The sequence below is a fragment of the ANME-2 cluster archaeon genome (assembly GCA_014237145.1).
GTDB lineage: Archaea > Halobacteriota > Methanosarcinia > Methanosarcinales > Methanocomedenaceae > Methanocomedens_A.
Genome location: JAAXOC010000007.1, coordinates 40,846 through 60,045, shown reverse-complemented (window position 1 = coordinate 60,045; position 19,200 = coordinate 40,846). Strand labels below are relative to the sequence as shown.

The following is a 19,200-nucleotide window of genomic DNA, read 5'->3' as shown; positions in this document are numbered from 1 at the left end:
GATAAAACGGAACTTATTGACAACATCATCATCTTCATATTGAAATTCTGTCGTTAAACCGTCTTTAGCAGCAGAATCGACATAATCGAACAAAAAAGCATGATCGCCTTTTTTTGCTCCTAAAATATAGTGCATTTGATGTTTTTTTAATTCATGAATATGCGGGGCATTTGAGCTTAATCCGTCCTCTGTTACAATAAGGTGCAAATGCGGATGCGTTTTCCTTAATTTCTTCAAAAAACGTTTGCTTGCATTGCGTTCGCTATCATTTTTCGATTCTCCATCCTGTTTGATAATCGGCTCTGGTGCTAACGGTATTACTTCCTTGATATCAGGGTGAACGATTGCTGCACCTAACATTTGATGCTGATAGGTGATTTCCCCTGTTCTTGAGTTTGTTTTTGTACAACAAGAGTCGCAATGAATCTTATTCGAAGAAAAATAACCTGTACCATCGATAGAAATCAAATAGCAACTGTTCATAAAGATCAGTGGTTCCAAAACTTTCCCACGTTGGAGCTCGCGGAAAATATTGTTGAATGAAGGCTCTATATCAGCTGGGTCAACCTCATCTAAGATTGTGCGCATCTGAGTGTCGCAAGGTACGTTATTTATCTTGTAGATATGCTTTAAGTTCGTATCTTCAGATAGTTTCGCTTCAAAAGCTAGCAAAGAAGGATCTTTGAGCGAAAACATAGCAAAACCCGACATAAGTGCATCGGATAGCGATATTTTGGTGTTATTTGACCGATGGTCTTTTATTTTCTCAAAATCTGAACGAACAAGGCTGAATAATGCATCAGCGTTCAGATTTTTTCTAAGTTTTATTTTTTCACGCATACATAATTCCATCCATATAATTTGAAGATTGCTAATAATTACTTTAAATTATTAGCTTTATCACTCAATATTACATACAATGTCTACGAAAGTATAAATTCGTAATCCTAGGTAACCCTTTAGCTGCATGCGTTTACAATCTTAACGGGAATTGCTGTTTGATGATTAGTGTTATTTATTCATTAAGCAGAGAATTGTCTTCAAAATCTATATCCTGTATAAAATCTAAACAATCTTTATATGTCTCAAGAAAATAACCCCACATCCGTACAGCAGCGTTATGAATCACTGCTCGGCAAAGTAACAGAAAGAAAACACGCAGTACAGGAGTTTGTGGACATGCTCCACACCGAAACCACCTGGCTGACCAGTCCGGCCAGTACAAAATATCACCTGAACATAGAAGGCGGTCTGTTACAGCACAGCGTAGGGGTGGCAGAAACACTACTTCGCATAAAAGATACTCTGGCCCCTCATATCAGTGACGAATCATGCATCATTGTTGGGCTGTTCCACGATGTGGGTAAAGTCGGTATGCCGGGCAAACCGTATTATGTCCCTGAGGTAAAGAATGGAACAGCCACGGGGAAATATTTCATCAACACGGAACTCGTCTCAATGGGTCAGGCATTGAGGAGTTTGTATCTGGTGTCAAGGTATGTGCCGCTCAGTGATGAAGAAGCCCAGGCTATAGCATACCATGATGGGATGTATGTACCTGAGGGGAGGTCTGTGTCGCACAGGGAAGAAACGCTGCTGTTGCTGTTGCACTGGGCTGATATGTGGACTGCAAAGGTGTTGGAGTAGAGGGGGATGAATATGTCCGGTTTTTAGTAAGTGGAATCAAAAAGGTCAAAGCTTTGTAAACAATGCTACGATTCATCAAAAGTTACTGTCAATTTAATATTTTCAAATTCTTTGATTTTTAAATACTTTGTTACGATATACCACGCTAAGCAACGTGCGACTTTATAAGTATCATTTCCCTTCAGTGCTTTATCTGTGGGATTAATACAAGCTTCAAGATCGTCAAGATCGCTTGGTGATGGATCATCTGGCTTGTTTTTTAACCAGTTATCAAAAACAGGGATCATCTTAATATCTGTTGTTTTATGAATTTCTTTCAGTGCTTCTACAAGTTTCGCAAACTTTTTATCTTCAATTTTTTGTTTGAACAAGGAAATCCTCCTTGTTAAACTCATCACATTTTTATAAGTAATAAGTGTTGTGGCAACATCTGTGAGCCGTTGATAAACTCCCTTCTCCAGCGTTTTACATATTCCAGCAAGCGTCCTGCCGAAACATCACCTTCAGCAGCCCCACCCGCGCCTTACTTCCAGTACATCAAGTCAGGTGGCAGGCAGCAACACTAGGAATTGTCACTCGGGTGAGTGCAGAAAGGAAGCAGGCTGGGATTATTTCAATTTCATTATTAACCACAGATAACCACAGATAAACACAGATGAACACAGATACCGGACATTATGGATTTTAATTGTGATTATACAGTAGAAATTTAAATGTAATCAAATTTTAGCTACAATATCTGTTACCTTGATAAGTCCCTGGATAAAAGTATAAAATGCATCTCCAAAATAATTATCTTCAACAGTACATTTCAATTCTCCACTATCGTTTTCAAGATAGTGTGCCTTAAGGACCGAATTAATGATTTCTTTCCTTTTGCCTCTCTCAAAGTCTAGATCATCATAAGATAGATGCATGAAAGTGTGCCCCTCATCAGTGAAATACCACCCAGCCCCATTCTTTTTAAGGACCACATTCAGGAAATCCCCATCTTCAAATGTAAATGGAGCTGAAATTACGAACCTATCTTTACCTTTAGGGAATAATTCAATTTCGTTACAAACCTTTTTCCTTAATTCCTTTTCAAGTGATTTAAGATCCATATCTCCCCCTAATTAAAATTATTTAAGAAATAATGATCACCCTTAAAATTACATTCAATCATTTGCAATGAGTACCAATATTACTGCTTGCACTAACAATGATAACATATTCAACAATCACAGATTATCGGATAATGATATAACCTCTTGGATAGCAGAACGAAATTAATCGGATTACACCTCTAATTGAAAATAAAAAATATAATTAATCTTGAAGCTTATTTCTGAACATCTATTTTAATGACCTGGACTTAACCGATATCAAAGTTCGGGGTCATTCATTCGCTCAACACAATCCCCATTACCTATTTAACGCCCCACATTACTATAACACCCTAATGCACAAACCCGAACTATTAGCACCAGCCGGAAGCAAAGAAGCCCTTATCACAGCAATTCAAAACGGAGCAGACGCCGTATATTTCGGCGGACCAACTTTAAGTGCAAGGCATGATGCCGCCCTCACCCATGATGAACTTGAATGGGCTATTGATTACGCCCACATTAACAAAGTTAAAGCATACGTAACAGTCAACACCCTCATCAAGGATCAAGAGCTCGAAAAAGCCTCCGAATACCTGCAATTCCTCTGCAATGCAGGAGCAGATGCAGTCCTTGTACAGGATATCGGTATCCTGCGATTATTAAAAGACCAGCTCCCCCAGCTTCCGGTCCATGCCAGTACACAGATGACCATCCACAATATAGAAGGTGTACAATCCCTTGAGAAAATGGGAGTAAAACGCATAGTGCTCGCAAGAGAGCTTTCCCTTGATGAGATCAGGAGAATAAAATCCCAAACCAACACCGAGATAGAAGTCTTTATCCACGGTGCGCTGTGCTTTTCATACTCTGGCCAGTGTCTTTTCAGCAGCATGATCGGAGATAAAAGCGGAAACCGCGGCTACTGTACCCAGCCCTGCCGCAGGAAATATATAATTGATGGAGCAAAGGGCCACCTCCTGAGTCCAAAGGACCTCAACATAAGCGAACACATCGGACACCTGATAGAATCAGGTATTGATTCCTTCAAAATAGAAGGCAGATTGAAGCACCCTGAATATGTGGCAGGTGTGGTACGAATTTACAGGAATCTTATAGAGAGATATCTTGAAAACCCAGGCGATTTCCATGTATCCTATAATGAACAGCACACACTGCGCCAGCTTTTTAACCGCGGGTTTACACAAGGGTATTTTTTTGGAAATCCCGGCAGCAATTTAATGAGCAGGCAGCAGCCGCATAACCAGGGAACGTATCTCGGGCAGGTTGTCAAATACGACTGGGAAAGGAAATTTGCCTACATACAGATCGAGCATCCATTAAGGATAGGCGATGGAATCGGCACCCAGGGGCGGGGAACAGGAACTACGGTACGAAGTATGTACATCAATAACCAGGGTGTGGAAAGCACCCCTGCCTGTGCAACAGTTAAAATACCCATGGAAAAGACCGTTTACAGAAATGAGACCGTTTTAAAGACGTATGATTTCAGGCTTATGGAATCTCTTGGGATTAAAGATGTCATGAAAAGAATTCCCATCAAGATGTCATTTACAGCAAAACATGGGGAACCGGCAGCACTTTGTATTACAGACGGCGAGAACGAGGTCATGCAAACCGGAGATGTTCCACAGCGTGCAAAGGGAGGCCGGATATCAGAAGATTCTATAATCCGGCAGTTGAAGAAACTTGGCAATACCATTTTTGAGCCCGAAAACATCAAGGTCAATCTGGAAGCAGATATTTTTATCCCAATTTCCCAGCTAAATACTCTTCGCAGGACAGCCGTTAAAAGGCTTGAAAAAGAACGTACAAAGAACTGGAAACGAACATGCAGCAAACCCGGGATTATTTTCGATGGCCAGAAGATACAAAATAAATCCCTCCCCACCCTCCTGTCCGTAAATACTTGCTCCCTGGAAACTTTTCAGGCAGCAGTTGACAGCGGTGCGGATGTGGTTTATTTCGGTGAAGAAAATTTCACAGGGCATTTGCTCACAACAGAAGATTACCGGTTTGCCATTGAGTATGGTAAGGAAAAAGGGGTGGAAGTCTATCTCGGTACACCGAGAATAGCTAAAAAATTAAAAGGATTTGACTACTTCCCTGACCACACTGGATTTCTTATAGCAAACACGGGTGTCCTGCATAATCTTCTTGACTCTGGTAAAAAGTCACTTGTCATTGACTATCCGCTTAATGTTTTTAACAGGCTTGCAATGGCTCATTATCTGGAGCAATGCCAGAGGGTAACTCTTTCGCCTGAGCTTACACTGGATGAAATAAAACAGATAGCTCCCCATGGTATGGTGGAATGTATCGTTCACGGTTTTATCCCTACAATGGTATCTGAACATGATCTTTTGGGAGAGCTGTTCCCTGATGATAAAATTCATGATGCCCTGCTGGAAGATGTAAAAGGTTTTACTTTTCAGGTGAGAACCGATGGGGATGGACGTACTTATATTATTAACTCAAGGGAACTGTGTATGCTCGACCACATTCCTGAACTGATTCAAGCAGGTGTCAGCTGCCTGAGAATTGAGGCTAAAATGTATGACCGGAAAACTACTGGAAAGTTGACAGGACTTTACAGGAAGGCTATTGATAACAGGACCAATGGCCACTGTGGCAGTGAATCTACTTCAGGGCATTATTTCAAGGGTGTTTTGTGAAAGTATTTTTCGCGAATTTATTGTTAAATGAAGACCGTTATTCTTAATTACAGGAAAGCTCTACAAGCTACCAGACCATAAAATCCCAAGGGGTAATTCCATTGAACGTGCTTGACACATCAAAACACACAAAAGATGAATTGACCGAGATACTTAGAAAGGAACTGGCAGATAATCCTATATTGTACCTTACCGGTCCGCAGGGTGGCGGCAAGACCACTCTCAGTGTCGGAATGGCAGATGAGAATGTTGGTGCCATCTATGAGGGACGGGCACGTTCTGCCCAGCCAGTAATAATTATCCGGAAGGATATAACAGATAAAATGGAACAGGAGATTGTAGAACGGCGCAAGCTTCCGATCTTTGATGGGGATGATCCCATATATGTGGATGTGAAAATGCTGGATAAGCTCAATTACATCATTGAAGATGTCTTTGATGTAATGGAACTAGGTGAAGAGCACTTATTCAATGAGATATCAAAGTTGGCAGACCAAATAGGGGTTAAACCAAAGCAGATCGAGATCATTGCTGATGAAGATATACTGGTGAGGCGCAGGCTTCAGCGCCATATGGATGCCAAAGACAGGCTGGAAGAACTACTGAAAAAGGAAAAACAGTATGGCATAAAGTCCAATCTGTTGGGTATCCAGGGTGCTAAGGTCCTGGATATATTGAACCGGGAGGGGGTAGGAAACTACGATGATAGCCAGTTCTCAAGGACTGTGAAGGATTTTGACCGGATATTACCTACCCGGGATATGACCATTGGCCAGTGCCTGCTTAAGGTAGTTGAGATCTCCAATGAGGAGGGAAAGGAGTCCGGTTTTCTGGTCATGCATACTGATGACGGCGAGCAAAAGATCATCAGCGATCTTGTTGTGGGAAAACATGAGAATTCCATGATCGGTGTAACACTGCTGGAAATATATGTAGGGTACAGGCAGAGCCGGCATATGTACCAGACCTATAAGAGCAACCTGGAAGGAAAGGTGGAAGTCATACACTCCTTCACACCAGAATTGCAACTTGAGGTGGGATTCAAGCAACTCGCAAACATGAACCTTGATTACATTTCCGAAGAGGATGATACCGGATTAGTGTCCGTTGCTGATAAAGCAGCTGCTGATCGGTTTGGAATTATCGTTACTGTAGTGGATACTGACGGTAATATAGAATCGTCAGAACCAAAGAGGATAGAGGAACTCGACCGGATAATGTTTGAGGCCTACCAGGAATTTAAGGCTGCCCAGGGTTTGAACGAATAGTGGTATAGCGGTACAATGTTCAATTATATGGAAAATATTGTGGGTTTTTCAAGAGAAGCTTTTGAAGAAGCCTACGACCAGGGATTAAAGTCTGATGACAGATCAGTTGAGATGAACATGACCAACAGGACACATGAAAGGATAGTGGAACTGGAATCCGAGAATAATAGCATTGAAATGATCATGATCGGATTTGAGAAGAGTATTATTTTATATGGGGGGGGAATGTACGAAATTATCCGGATGGAAAAGTCTTAACTGTGAATACCTGATTCATACTGTACGATACAGGAATATCAATATCGATAAATTGATATTACCCTGAGTTATATATTTTGTTTATCCTTTTCAAAGAAGTGTATGACCATGTTCCTACCTACGCCTGGAGATATAAAAAAGCGCAGGGTCGGTCTCAACCTGACCCAGAACGAACTTGCCAAACTTGCAGGTGTGAGCCAGCCCCTGATAGCCAGGATCGAAGCAGGTGATGTGGATCCAAGGCTTTCTACATTGACCAAGATATTCGATGCTTTTGATATCACTGAAAAAAAGAGGATACTGGCAGGGGATATTATGCATTCTCCTGTGATACATACCAATCCAGGTTCGTCTGTGGAAGAAGCTGTTGATATCATGGAGAGTGAAGGTTTCTCCCAGGTGCCTGTTATAGAGAACGGTGTACCGGTGGGCAGCATCTCTTCTGATACGGTTGTTCATTACATGACCGAAAGCGATACTGATAAACTATCCAATATGCAGGTCAGTGATATTATGGGCAGTTCATTTTCCACTGTCTCAAAGGATACAGTTGTAAGTATCATCTCACACCTGCTTGAACAGAGCCCGGCTGTGCTTGTGATGGATATGGGCAAGGTAGTGGGTGTGGTTACCCAGCACGATGTTATGAGACTTGTGCATAAGAAATAACAATTGAACAATAATTTTACACGAACAAGAGAGACCTAAAATGTTACCTGAGGATGATTATAAGAAGATTGCCGAGCGACTGGGCAGGGAGCCCACCGAAGTTGAACAGGGCTGTTTTTTGAACCTGTGGAGCGAACACTGCTCGTATCGTTCCAGCTCAGCTATATTGAAAACCTTTACCACTACAGGTGAGCGGGTCATCATCGGTCCAGGGGACGATGCCGCTATTGTCCGCCTTGAGGACGGCTGGGTAATGGCCATTGGGATGGAGAGCCATAACCACCCATCATATGTTGACCCCTATAATGGTGCAGCCACAGGTGTGGGTGGGATCGTGCGGGATATCATTTCCATGGGTGCACGGCCCATAGCCCTGATGGACCCCTTGTATTTCGGGCCGCTCGACAATGAAAAGAACAGGTATCTTTTCGAGCATGTGATAATGGGCATTGCAGGGTACGGGAACTGTATTGGCGTACCTGTGGTGCGGGGAGAGGCATATTTCCATGAAAGTTTTAGCGGTAACCCTCTGGTGAATGTGGTATGTGTAGGCCTGGCCCGCGAGGATAAGATCGTTACTGCCACTGCCCAGAAGGCTGGCAACAAGCTGGTGCTAATGGGTTCGTCCACTGGCAGGGACGGGATGGGCGGTGCGTCCTTTGCATCAAGGGACTTAAGCGAGGAATCGGAATCAGAGGAACGGCACAGTGTCCAGATAGGCGACCCGTTCGCAGAGAAACTTGTCATGGAAGCCACTCTTGAAGCCATTGATATGGGATTGGTACTGGCATGTCGTGACCTTGGAGCCGCAGGTCTGGTAGGAGCCAGCAGCGAGATGGCAGCCAATGGCGAACTGGGCGCTCATATTATTGCTGATAATGTTCACCTGAGAGATGAGACCCTGACACCTTTTGAGATAATGATATCAGAATCCCAGGAGCGCATGGTACTGGAAGTAGAGCCCGGTAATGTAGATAAGGTGCTGGCAATAGCAGACAAATACGACCTCAAGGCCAACCTGATAGGTGAACTCACACAGGAAACCCAGTATGTGGTTAAGTATAAGGGCGAAATAGTAGCAGATATGCCAATACTGTTCCTGTGCGGCGGCGCACCCACGTCCGAGATGGACTTTATACCGCCTGCTGTTGAGAGGAATGCTGAAAAACCGCCCGTGTCTGAAGATATAAAGGACATCATCTTAAAACTGCTCGCCAGACCCAATATCGCTTCCAAGGAGTGGGTATACAGGCAGTATGACCATGAAGTGCAGTTGCGCACCTTGATCAGGCCGGGTATGGACGCAGGTGTACTGCGGATCATTGATGATACCCAGGGACTTGCCCTGTCCTGCGGCTGCAATCCTGCCCATGTTGAGGCTGACCCCTACAACGGCGGGGCTGGTACAGTTATAGAGAATGCCATGAACCTTGCTGCTGTGGGAGCCAGACCCATAGCACTGGTGGACTGCCTGAACTTCGGGAACCCTGAGCGCTCTGAGATATTTTACCAGTTCAAGCAGGCATCATTGGGACTGGGCGATGCTGCAAGGAAATTGAAGACGCCTGTGGTAGGTGGAAATGTATCTTTCTACAATGAGAGTGACGAGTTTGGGAGTGCCATTGCACCCACACCAAGCATTGGCATGGTCGGGTGGGTCAGGGACCTGGGGACCATTCCTGCAGGTACCTTCCGGCAACCGGATGAGACCGTGATACTTGTGGGTGATACAAAGGACGAGCTTGGGGCAAGTGAGTATTATTCCATGCTTGGGCTGGACAACAATGGCGTTACGCCCGGATTGCCTGAGAATATTGATACTGTCATCGATACACTGATACGTGCCGTGGAAGCAGGTCTTATAACATCTGCTCATGACATATCAAACGGCGGGCTGGCAGTTACGCTGTGCGAGATGGTTGAACAGATAGGCGCAGAAATTGATATTACAGGTATATGTGCAAGGGACGATGATGCCCTGTTCTCGGAGTCATACGGCAGGATGGTCATCACCACCAGTGAACCTGATAAAGTGCTGGATATGATGTCAGGTATTGATTGTACAGTACTTGGAAAGACAAGCGGGAATAGTCTGTCAATTATAACCCGCAATAGTAACCTGAACTTGTCAAATGATGAAATCGAAGATGCCAGGAGCAGTCTCTCCCGGCTTATGATGGATTAATTAAAATTAATTAAAATTAATTAAAATTAATTAATATTAATTAATATTAATTAATTCCTTTATCTACTTTTTTCTCATTCCCTTAATTATCTTGCTTATAAATACTATTATGACCAGGATTACAATTGCGCCTCCCAGGATCACCAATCTGGAAATGTTGCTTTCTGCCTCCTCATCTATCACGATCTGGGTCTTTAATGGTGTGGGCGTGGGTGGTGTGTAGTTTTCAGGATCTATATATATGGCTGCAGCCCATACATCCAAGTTCAGGTCCTGGTACGTGGTGTATGCCAGCTTTGTACCGTCATGGCTCCAGTCAGGCTGGGTCTGGTCCCTGGATTCCTGGATCAGGGTCGTATTATTATTACCGTCCGGCCTGATAATACGTATGTCAAAATCGCCGTTCTCATTAGAGGAATAGGCGATCCATTTTCCGCAGGGACTCCATGCCGGGTCGAGTTGTTCATAACTGTCATTGGTAAGCTGGATATTATTAGAGCCGTCAGCGTTCATTACCCAGAGATCGCCATTGAATGAATAAACAATCCTGGAACTATCAGGACTCCATGTTGGTTTCTCGACTATTGCCTGGTAAAAGGTCAACCTGGTGATGTTTGAAGTATCAGGCTCCATGGTCCAGATCTCATGATCATAGTTGACCCTGCCCTGGAAAAGTATCTTCGTATTGTTATGGTTCCAGGAAGGGTTCTGCTGGTCGGTTTTGTTGATGCTTAATTGCCTGGGTATGACACCTTCACCTTCGGCGATCCAAATGTCATGGTGGCGGTCGCGCTTGAAGGAATACTGGGAGGTATATAGTATTCCTTTTTCTCCCCAGTCGGACTGGCCCAGCCAATCAGTACTTTGGAGATGCATAACCTGATTGGAACCGTCCAGATCCATAATCCACAATTCATAGCCATAGCGCCCGTCCACAGTATAGACGAGCTCCGAATCATCAGGGGACCAGGAAGGGTCATATTCCTCCATCGAACTATTGGTCAACTGGAACAGGGCGGTCACACTGGGTAAATCATCGGCTGTGGCTGAAGAAACAAAGCACAGCATGATTGTGATGAAAATGAAAGATAATTTTATTTTCCTCATGATTTCACGTCAATATTTTTTTTCAGACTTGAAATTGTAGATATTTATGATAAAATTTATTTCAAATTTGGCAGTAGTACTTTATAAACCTAATCATATAAATCATCGGCTATTCCTGTGATTTTTTTGTTAATGGACAGCATTTATGTTAATTAACCACGTTATCCGGTTGCAGGTGAAGGAAAAATGGCAATACATCCAATTGAATTTCGTTACGGTACTGCTGAAATGAAGCAGGTATGGAGTGAGGAATCTAAACTTATAAAATTACTCCAGGTAGAGGCAGCCCTGGCCAGGGCTGAAGCTGATGTGGGCATGATACCAGGGGATGCGGCCGATACCATTGCAGCAGCAGTGGATTGTGTGAAACTTGAACGGGTCAATGAGATAGAGGACGAGATACACCACGATATGATGGCTGTGGTCATGGCAATGTCAGAGCAGTGTGGGACAGCAGGTAAATGGGTTCATTTCGGTGCCACTTCCAATGATATGCTTGATACCCAGCTTGCCTTGCAGATAAAGGAAAGTATAGCCCTGCTGCGCAGCAAGACCATAGCTGTCAGGGATGCTCTTGTTGAAATGGCAGATAAGCACAAAACCACGGTCTGTGTCGGCAGGACACACGGGCAGATAGGAGTGCCTACCACCTACGGTCTGCGCTTCGCAGTCTGGGCCAGCGAAATGGACAGGCACCTCACAAGGCTGGACGAACTTGAGCCCAGGGCCGCAGTGGGACAGATGACGGGTGCTGTAGGTACCCAGGCTGCCTTCGGAGCGGACGGTATTGAGGTACAGCGGCGTACTATGGAATACCTGGGCCTGGGCAGTGTGGAGGTGTCCACCCAGATCATACAGCGGGACAGGCATGCTGAGTTTGTGATGTGGATGGCAAACACGGTCACTACCCTGGATAAGATATGCGTGGAATTCCGCTCTCTGCAGCGCAGCGAGATCGCAGAAATAGAGGAGAGTTTTGGCAAGAAGCAGGTGGGTTCGTCCACCATGCCTCACAAGCGCAATCCTATTAAGAGCGAGCAAGTATGCGGTCTGGCCAGAATTGTCAGGGCTATGGTGGAGCCTGAACTGCTGAACAATACGCTGTGGGATGAGCGGGACCTGACCAACAGTTCCTGCGAGCGTGTGATCTTTCCCGAGACCTGCGTACTGACAGACCATATCCTGAAACTGGCTGAGGGTATTATTGCAAATCTAAGGTTCTTCCCTGAGAATATCAAGCGCAACCTGGAGCTAATGGGTGGGCTGAATATGGGTGAGGCTGTGATGATCGAGCTGGCAAAGCGGGGTGTGGGCAGGCAGGAGGCGCATGAGATTGTGAGGACCAGTGCAATGGAGGCCCGCGAGTCTGGCAGGCACATGAAGGAGGTACTGATGTCACGGCCTGAGGTGACTGAGTTTATTAGTGCTGGAGAGATTGAGGGCGTTATGGACCCGGAGGGGTATATCGGGACTGCGGTGGAACAGGTTGAGGCTGTGGTGGTTCGGTTGAGGGGGTAGGCATTAATATGAAACAGCGAGTGATGAAGTATAGTCTGCTGCATAACAATTAATAGAAAACTAACTGCAGATGAATATCTATTTATTGCACATAAAGGTTTTTCAAATCATATCACTATGTTGATATGATTTATCATATTTTGTATCACTATGGTGATGCAAATCAAAATTAAATATATCAGTATAGTGATAAAGTTTAAATAATTTTGTTGCTATGTGATATTGATGCTTAAAAAGAGCCTGATATTTGAAATCCTGAGAGACCAGAATTACTGGTTCAAAGATTTTACTAATGAAGAGTATATCGAACGAGAGCATTACATGGTCAGGATGAAAGATTTGCTCTATTCAAAATCAATAACCATTATAACAGGTCCAAGAAGGACCGGAAAAACAGTATTATTAAAACAGACAATCAGTAAGATGATAGAGAAAGGGATCGGCAGAGAACAGGTATTATACCTGAATCTTGAGGATTACAGGCTGTATCCCCACCATTCACTTGAACTTTTAAGTGCAGTACTTGAAACGTATAAAGAGAATATAAATCCAAAAAAGAATATCTACTTTTTCATAGACGAAATACAGAATATAGGGGGTTTTGAACATTTCTTGCGAACAGAATATGACAGGGATGCAAAAGTAAAAATAAAATTCATCATAACCGGTTCAAATTCAAAACTATTGTCAAAGGAGCTTGGGACACTAGTGACAGGCAGGACCTCAACATTGACTGTATATCCTTTTTCATTTGGAGAATATCTCCACTATCATAATGTGAAAATAAACGCAAGTTCATATTTCACTCTTGAATCTCAGAAAAATGAGATAAAACAGTTGTTCAATATGTATGTAGATTTTGGTTCAATACCGGAGTTCCTTGATGAAACAAAGCCATATGGCAGGCTGAATGAATATATTGAAAATATAATATTTAAGGATATAGTTGTGCGTTTTAACATAAGGAATGCCAGATTGGTAAAAGAAATGGCAATATTTCTGGCAACAAACACTGCAAAGACATATTCCATAAACAACTTGGCAAAGACATTCAATTCTTCTGTTAATACTATACAGGAATACCTCTTTGACCTTGAACAGGCGTATCTTTTCTTCTATTTAAGACAGTATTCATACTCTTATAAAGAACAGATCAAAACCAAGTCAAAAACATACTGTTTAGATACTGGACTTGCGTGTTCAGCAGGATTCAGATTTTCCAGGAATTATGGTCGTCTCCTTGAAAATACCGTGTTTATTGAACTTAAAAGAAGGAACAGCGATATCTATTACCACAAAAATTCCAGAACTGGAGTTGAATGTGATTTTTTAATAAAAGAAGGATTGGACATAACCAACGCCATACAGGTCACAGAATCACTTGCAGATCCTAAAACTCAAAAAAGAGAGATCAATGCTCTGTCAGATGCAGCTCAACAATATGGACTTGAAGATAGTTTGATACTGACCGATAGTGAATATGATGATATTATACAGGACGGGATACGTATTCATGTGCGCCCAATCTGGTTCTGGATGCTAAGTGTGTTATATTGATTTCAGAGTGAGCAGGTATGCGGTCTGGCCCGGATAGTCAGGGCAATGGTTGAGCCTGAACTGCTGAACAATACGCTGTGGGATGAGCGGGACCTGACCAACAGTTCAAGTGAGCGTGTGATCTTTCCCGAGACCTGCGTACTGACAGACCATATCCTGAAACTGGCTGAGGATATTATTGCAAACCTGCGTTTCTATCATGAGAATATCAGTCGCAATCTGGAACTTATGGGAGGGCTGAACATGGTTGAGGCTGTGATGATCGAGCTGGCTAAGCGGATTCTGGGCAGGCAGGAGGCACATGAGATTGTGAGGACCAGTACCATGGAGGCCCGCGAGTCGGGCAGGCATATGAAGGAGGTACTGATGTCGCAGCCTGAGGTGACTGAGTTTATCAGTGCTGAGGAGATTGAGGGTGTTATGGACCCGGAGGGGTATATCGGGACTGCTGTGGAGCAGGTTGAGGCTGTGGTGGAGCGGTTGAAGGGTAAGCATTAATACTTGAAAAGGAAAGTCTGGTAAGGGAGGATTTCATCGTGAGGATATTTTTTATTCTTGTGCTGCTGGTACTTATTTCAGGATGCATAGCCAGTGAGCCAGTTGAATTGACTGTGGGGGAGGAGATAAATATGGATGTAATATCGATTTCGTCAGACGTATTTGAGAACGGGGGTATGTTGTCGTCCGAATACACATGTGATGGCAGTGATGTATCACCCGACCTGTCCTGGGACACCGTCCCCGCAGGCACACAGTCCATCGCCATGATAGTGGACGACCCGAACGCCCCCGGCAAAACCTGGGTCCACTTGGTGATCTATAACATTCCTGCCAACAGCACTGGACTGCCCCTGGGTGTACCAAAGAACAAGACCCTGGACGACGGCAGCCTGCAAGGTAATAACGACTTTGGCAAGATCGGCTATAACGGACCCTGCCCGCCGCCGGGCACGGTACACAGGTATTTCTTCAAAGTGTATGCCCTGGATACTACACTCAGCTTAAAGAGCGGCGCTACCAAATCCCAGCTTGAGGCCACGATGTCGGGGCACATCCTGGCACAGGGAGAGATGATAGGAAAATACGAACGCTGATTGAGTATGTAGCTGCCGCGAACCGGGGGTCATTCTTTTACGATTGTGTTCTGAGACTTTTAATTTATTCTAGATAAATGAATCGCGGCAAAAAAGATACACCGCAGAGGACGCAGAGTGTTGTTATTTTTCTCTGCGTGCCTCCGCGCTCTCTGCGGTTTTCTGAATCGTCCCAGTAAGTAATAAAAAGTCTCTGTGTTCTTCGGGCATTGTTGGTCTTTTACCATGTTCATATAAAATTGTTGATATAATTTTATAAATATATTATGGTAAAATCAAAAGATTAATGTGCCTTGAGTTTTTATGATTTATCAAATATTCAGAACAGGATTTACGCAATTTCATAATTCGAATTCCATTGTGGGATGTGAGATGGAAAAAAAAGAGGAGTTGTAGTGTAAAGTATATTCTTGCAAAGAATGTGAGAAGTATCGGGAATAGCATAATTCACAACTGGATATCGACGCTGCTGACTGGTATTTGTACGGGAACGACTGGCGCGGCAGCGCTGTGAGTGAATGACTATAAAGTGGATGCGAAAAAATCGGGAGATTGGAGTTATATATGAAATATTTGAGAATCGGGCTTGCCCTTCTTATATTAGCCATTCTTGTGCTTGCCACATCAGCTTGAATTACGAAATCCCCCATTCAGGAAAAAACTGATGAAAACTTTGTGAATAAAAGCAGTAACGATACCGCCCAGTTTACAGGATCTAATGATACTGACAATACATCTGTTGACCCTGTTTCAATACCACTCGAAAAACCACAGTTTATAGATTAATTTACAGATTAAGGAGGATACTAAAATATGAATAAAAGAAATACAATACTGCTATCAATTGCATTTATTTGCATTTTTTTACTTGCGGGAAGTGCGAGTGCAACAATATTTCCAGTCAACGAGGCTGTAATAACAGTAGATGATGACGGTCCTGCAGATTATAATACTATACAGGCTGCTGTAGATGCTGCTTCTTCGGGAGATACTATTTATGTGTACAATGGAAGATACCATGAGAATATAATAATCTCCAAATCTTTAACATTATTAGGACAAGATGAAGCTAATGTAATAATCGATGGTAACAGAAGCGGTAATTGTATTAAATTAAGTTCATCGGATGTGATTGTTAATGGATTTACAATCACAAATGCCAGTGGCAGTGGACTTTATGCAATTTATTCAGATTTGAATGTTGGGAATGTCACAATCATAGACAATACCAAATCAGGTATTTACTTCTATTCCGGAAAAGCCTTCACAATTCGAAACAGTACAATAGATGGAAACGGCGGCGGGATTATCTATGGTGGAAGTGCTACTGGTGATGCTGTAGTAGAAGACAATATCATTACTAACAATATTGGCTCCGGAGTTTCAATCAGTCTTGCTGAAAGAAAAAGTGCCACTGTAGCGAATAACAAGATCAATAATAATGCTGGCAGCTACAGTGACGGGATTTCTGTTTATATAGCACATTCAGGCGGACTAATGACAATAGAAAATAATCCTGTCACAAGCAGCGGGCGGTATGGCATTTATCTGCGCGGTGGAAGAACAGAGTCTATTGTTGCTGATTCCAGTGTTGGGAGTTCAGGTAGCTATGGGCTTTATGCAGATTCTTCAGATTTGAATGTTGAGAATGTTACAATCACAGATAATACCAGATCAGGTATTTACTTCAAATCTGGAAAAGCCTTCACAATTCGAAACAGTACAATAGATGGAAATGGCGGCGGGATTATCTATGGTGGAGGTGCCGCTACTGGTAATGCTGTAGTGGAAGACAATATCATTACTGACAATACTGGCTCTGGAGTTTTAATCAGTCTTGCTGAAGAAAAGAGTGCCACTTTAAAGAATAACAAGATAGATAATAATGTTGGCATTTCCAGCGATGGAATCTATTGTAAGATAGCCGGTACAGGTGGTATGGTGACAATAGAAAATAATAGTGTTACAAACAGTGCTGATGATGGAATTTATCTAATCAGGGCTAAAAAATCAATACTTGTGAATAACAATATTTCGACAAATGGTTATGGAATTCGTCTTGATTCTTCTTTAAATAACTTAATTTATCATAACAATTTCAAAAATAATCATAAATACAATGCTTATGATAATGGTGAATCCAATTCATGGGATGATGGTTATCCTTCAGGCGGTAATTACTGGGAGGATTATAATGGAGAAGATGTAGACAACGATGGTATTGGTGATACACCATATAACATCAGCGGCACAGCTGGTGCCCAGGATCAATATCCACTAATGGAACCGTGGAATGGAATTGACCCTGACCCTGACATCACATATCCAGTGATCAATTCTGTTATACTGAATACGACTGATCCGAATATCGGTGATGATATTTTAGTTACCGTAAATGCTACGGATAATGTCGAAGTAACAGCTGTAACAGCTGACGATCTGCCTCTAAGTGACAATGATGGAGATGACATATGGATGGGAACTATAATAGCTATTAACGGAACCCACACTGTGAATATCTCAGCAAGTGATGCAGCAGGCAATACCGTCTATGACGAAATGGCAAACTATACAGCAACAACACTACCAGCATCAGGTACAACTCTTAATCTATACACTGGCTGGAACCTGATTTCTCTACCCTTGATGCCAGAAGACACTAGAATAACTTCATTGCTGTCTCCAATCAATGGCAATTACAGCATAATCTGGGAATATAACGCAAGCGACACTTCTGACCACTGGAAGAAGTACGATCCGGGTGTACCCTTTGGAAACGACCTGATAAATATGGAACCTGGTAAAGGATACTGGATAATGATGACATCTGATGACATATTGCCCATAAGTGGTACTATACCAGAGTCAACTGATATTGATTTAAAGATCAGCTGGAACCTTATCGGCTACAATTCTCTTGATAGTCAGCCAGTAGTTGAGGCTCTATCTTCAATCAGTGGCAATTACAGTATCGTTTGGGCATATAATGCCAGCAACACTACAGATCAGTGGAAAAAGTATGATCCATCTGTGCCTTTTGGAAACGACTTGACCATTTTTAAACCTGGTAAAGGATACTGGATAATGGTGACATCTGATGATATTTTAGAAACATAAAATATTAAAGTTAGATATATTTAATTTATACTTCTCCGCAAGTATAATTTGGAACTTTGTATGACTGCCACAGAGGGCACAGAGGGCACAGAGAGAGGAGTTTAGGGGCAAAAAAGCATCTCGGTGTTCTCTGTGGCAGAAAGTTACAAAAAACATATACGGTTTAGTATACATGTCGAATCTGCTGATAGCCAGACGGTTTTCGATGCCATGTTTAAACCATTTACTGAGCCAGCCCCGCTTTTTAATACATCCTATGAACCGCCCTATGGACCGGACAGGGTGATCAACTGGCTGGTTGCGTCACCAATGATGAAAGTAACAGGTACACTTACCACCAGGAAAGGAACGGCACTTGAAAAGACATATACACTGAAAAACACAAAAGGTTACCACGATCACAACTGGGGTTACTGGCTGTGGCAGGACGATATCGGATGGGACTGGGGACAGGCGACCGAGAGCAAGAACCACTTGGATGGAAATGATGTGGGTAAATATGCATTTTGCTTTGGGAATGTTACCGACAATGAGCATACCAAATCAAGGGGGGCTGTCCTGAATATATGGAAGAATAAAAAGATAATTGCGAGATTTGAGGATAAGGGGATACAGATCCAGCACTCCAGAATAGCAAAACTGCCTCAAATACCTGAACTCCGGAACAATTCGTTTCCAATGTGTACGGTCCTCAATGCCAATGATGGTGAAAACAGCATGAGTATTCGCTTTATGACCGAAGATGTCACACCGATTCCAGTACAGGTCGGAGTTGACAAATATCTGGTAATATGGGAACTGACCGGCACATATGATGTCAATGGATGCATAGATGGGAAACCTGTTTCGTACACATCGAAAGGATTTATGGAATATGTGGCATGAGGTATAGAACCGGTAGAAGGAGCCCATAATACTTACTTGGAGGAGTTGTCTGTTGAGGGTCTTCTTGATTATCGCTCTACTGGTATTATTTTCAGGATGTATATCCAACCAAAC

General features: G+C 42.9%; 15 protein-coding genes and 1 pseudogene. 12 read left to right on the top strand and 4 right to left on the bottom strand.

What is annotated here, in order from left to right; translation table 11 throughout:
- Positions 1-177: 177 nt before the first annotated feature.
- Positions 178-852, bottom strand: a pseudogene (locus tag HF974_01270) (hypothetical protein).
- A 228-nt stretch (positions 853-1,080) separates the two neighbouring features.
- Here HF974_01270 and HF974_01265 point away from each other — a divergent pair.
- On the top strand, positions 1,081-1,647 hold the full coding sequence (locus HF974_01265; protein MBC2696974.1) for an HD domain-containing protein: 567 nt from the start codon (positions 1,081-1,083) through the stop codon (positions 1,645-1,647).
- A 65-nt stretch (positions 1,648-1,712) separates the two neighbouring features.
- Here the strand turns inward: HF974_01265 and HF974_01260 are convergent, their stop codons facing one another.
- Positions 1,713-2,018, bottom strand: a complete 306-nt coding sequence (locus HF974_01260) for a hypothetical protein (protein MBC2696973.1) — start codon at positions 2,016-2,018, stop codon at positions 1,713-1,715.
- A gap of 348 nt (positions 2,019-2,366) precedes the next feature.
- A complete protein-coding gene (locus HF974_01255; protein ID MBC2696972.1) occupies positions 2,367-2,750 on the bottom strand; it encodes a DUF1828 domain-containing protein in 384 nt (127 codons plus the stop codon).
- 338 nt (positions 2,751-3,088) lie between these two features.
- On the opposite strand from HF974_01255, the gene HF974_01250 reads away from it, so the two are divergent.
- The 5 genes from HF974_01250 (at position 3,089) to purL (ending at position 9,808) form a co-directional block, all read left to right on the top strand.
- On the top strand, positions 3,089-5,428 hold the full coding sequence (locus tag HF974_01250) for a U32 family peptidase (protein MBC2696971.1): 2,340 nt from the start codon (positions 3,089-3,091) through the stop codon (positions 5,426-5,428).
- 101 nt (positions 5,429-5,529) lie between these two features.
- Positions 5,530-6,696, top strand: a complete 1,167-nt coding sequence (locus HF974_01245; GenBank protein ID MBC2696970.1) for a hypothetical protein — start codon at positions 5,530-5,532, stop codon at positions 6,694-6,696.
- A 15-nt stretch (positions 6,697-6,711) separates the two neighbouring features.
- Positions 6,712-6,954, top strand: a complete 243-nt coding sequence (locus HF974_01240) for a hypothetical protein (GenBank protein MBC2696969.1) — start codon at positions 6,712-6,714, stop codon at positions 6,952-6,954.
- 108 nt (positions 6,955-7,062) lie between these two features.
- Positions 7,063-7,623 (top strand): CBS domain-containing protein, encoded by a 561-nt coding sequence (locus HF974_01235; protein ID MBC2696968.1) that lies wholly within the window; start codon positions 7,063-7,065, stop codon positions 7,621-7,623.
- Positions 7,624-7,663: 40 nt separating this feature from the next.
- On the top strand, positions 7,664-9,808 hold the full coding sequence (gene purL / locus HF974_01230) for a phosphoribosylformylglycinamidine synthase subunit PurL (GenBank protein MBC2696967.1): 2,145 nt from the start codon (positions 7,664-7,666) through the stop codon (positions 9,806-9,808).
- 63 nt (positions 9,809-9,871) lie between these two features.
- Here purL and HF974_01225 read toward each other — a convergent pair whose 3' ends face one another.
- A complete protein-coding gene (locus HF974_01225) occupies positions 9,872-10,915 on the bottom strand; it encodes a hypothetical protein (GenBank protein MBC2696966.1) in 1,044 nt (347 codons plus the stop codon).
- A 186-nt stretch (positions 10,916-11,101) separates the two neighbouring features.
- On the opposite strand from HF974_01225, the gene HF974_01220 reads away from it, so the two are divergent.
- The 6 genes from HF974_01220 to HF974_01195 all read left to right on the top strand — a co-directional run bounded on the left by HF974_01220 (position 11,102) and on the right by HF974_01195 (position 19,086).
- Entirely contained in the window at positions 11,102-12,433 is a 1,332-nt protein-coding gene (locus HF974_01220; protein ID MBC2696965.1) for an adenylosuccinate lyase, read from the top strand.
- 225 nt (positions 12,434-12,658) lie between these two features.
- Entirely contained in the window at positions 12,659-13,990 is a 1,332-nt protein-coding gene (locus HF974_01215) for an ATP-binding protein (GenBank protein MBC2696964.1), read from the top strand.
- A 45-nt stretch (positions 13,991-14,035) separates the two neighbouring features.
- Positions 14,036-14,488, top strand: coding sequence for a hypothetical protein (locus HF974_01210; GenBank protein MBC2696963.1), 453 nt, complete (start codon positions 14,036-14,038; stop codon positions 14,486-14,488).
- Positions 14,489-14,619: 131 nt separating this feature from the next.
- Complete coding sequence (locus tag HF974_01205) at positions 14,620-15,084, top strand: YbhB/YbcL family Raf kinase inhibitor-like protein (protein ID MBC2696962.1); 465 nt, start codon at positions 14,620-14,622, stop codon at positions 15,082-15,084.
- Positions 15,085-15,897: 813 nt separating this feature from the next.
- The gene (locus HF974_01200) at positions 15,898-18,201 is read left to right on the top strand and encodes a hypothetical protein (GenBank protein ID MBC2696961.1); all 2,304 of its coding nucleotides are present in this window, start codon (positions 15,898-15,900) and stop codon (positions 18,199-18,201) included.
- A gap of 132 nt (positions 18,202-18,333) precedes the next feature.
- The gene (locus HF974_01195) at positions 18,334-19,086 is read left to right on the top strand and encodes a hypothetical protein (GenBank protein MBC2696960.1); all 753 of its coding nucleotides are present in this window, start codon (positions 18,334-18,336) and stop codon (positions 19,084-19,086) included.
- Positions 19,087-19,200 lie beyond the last annotated feature (114 nt).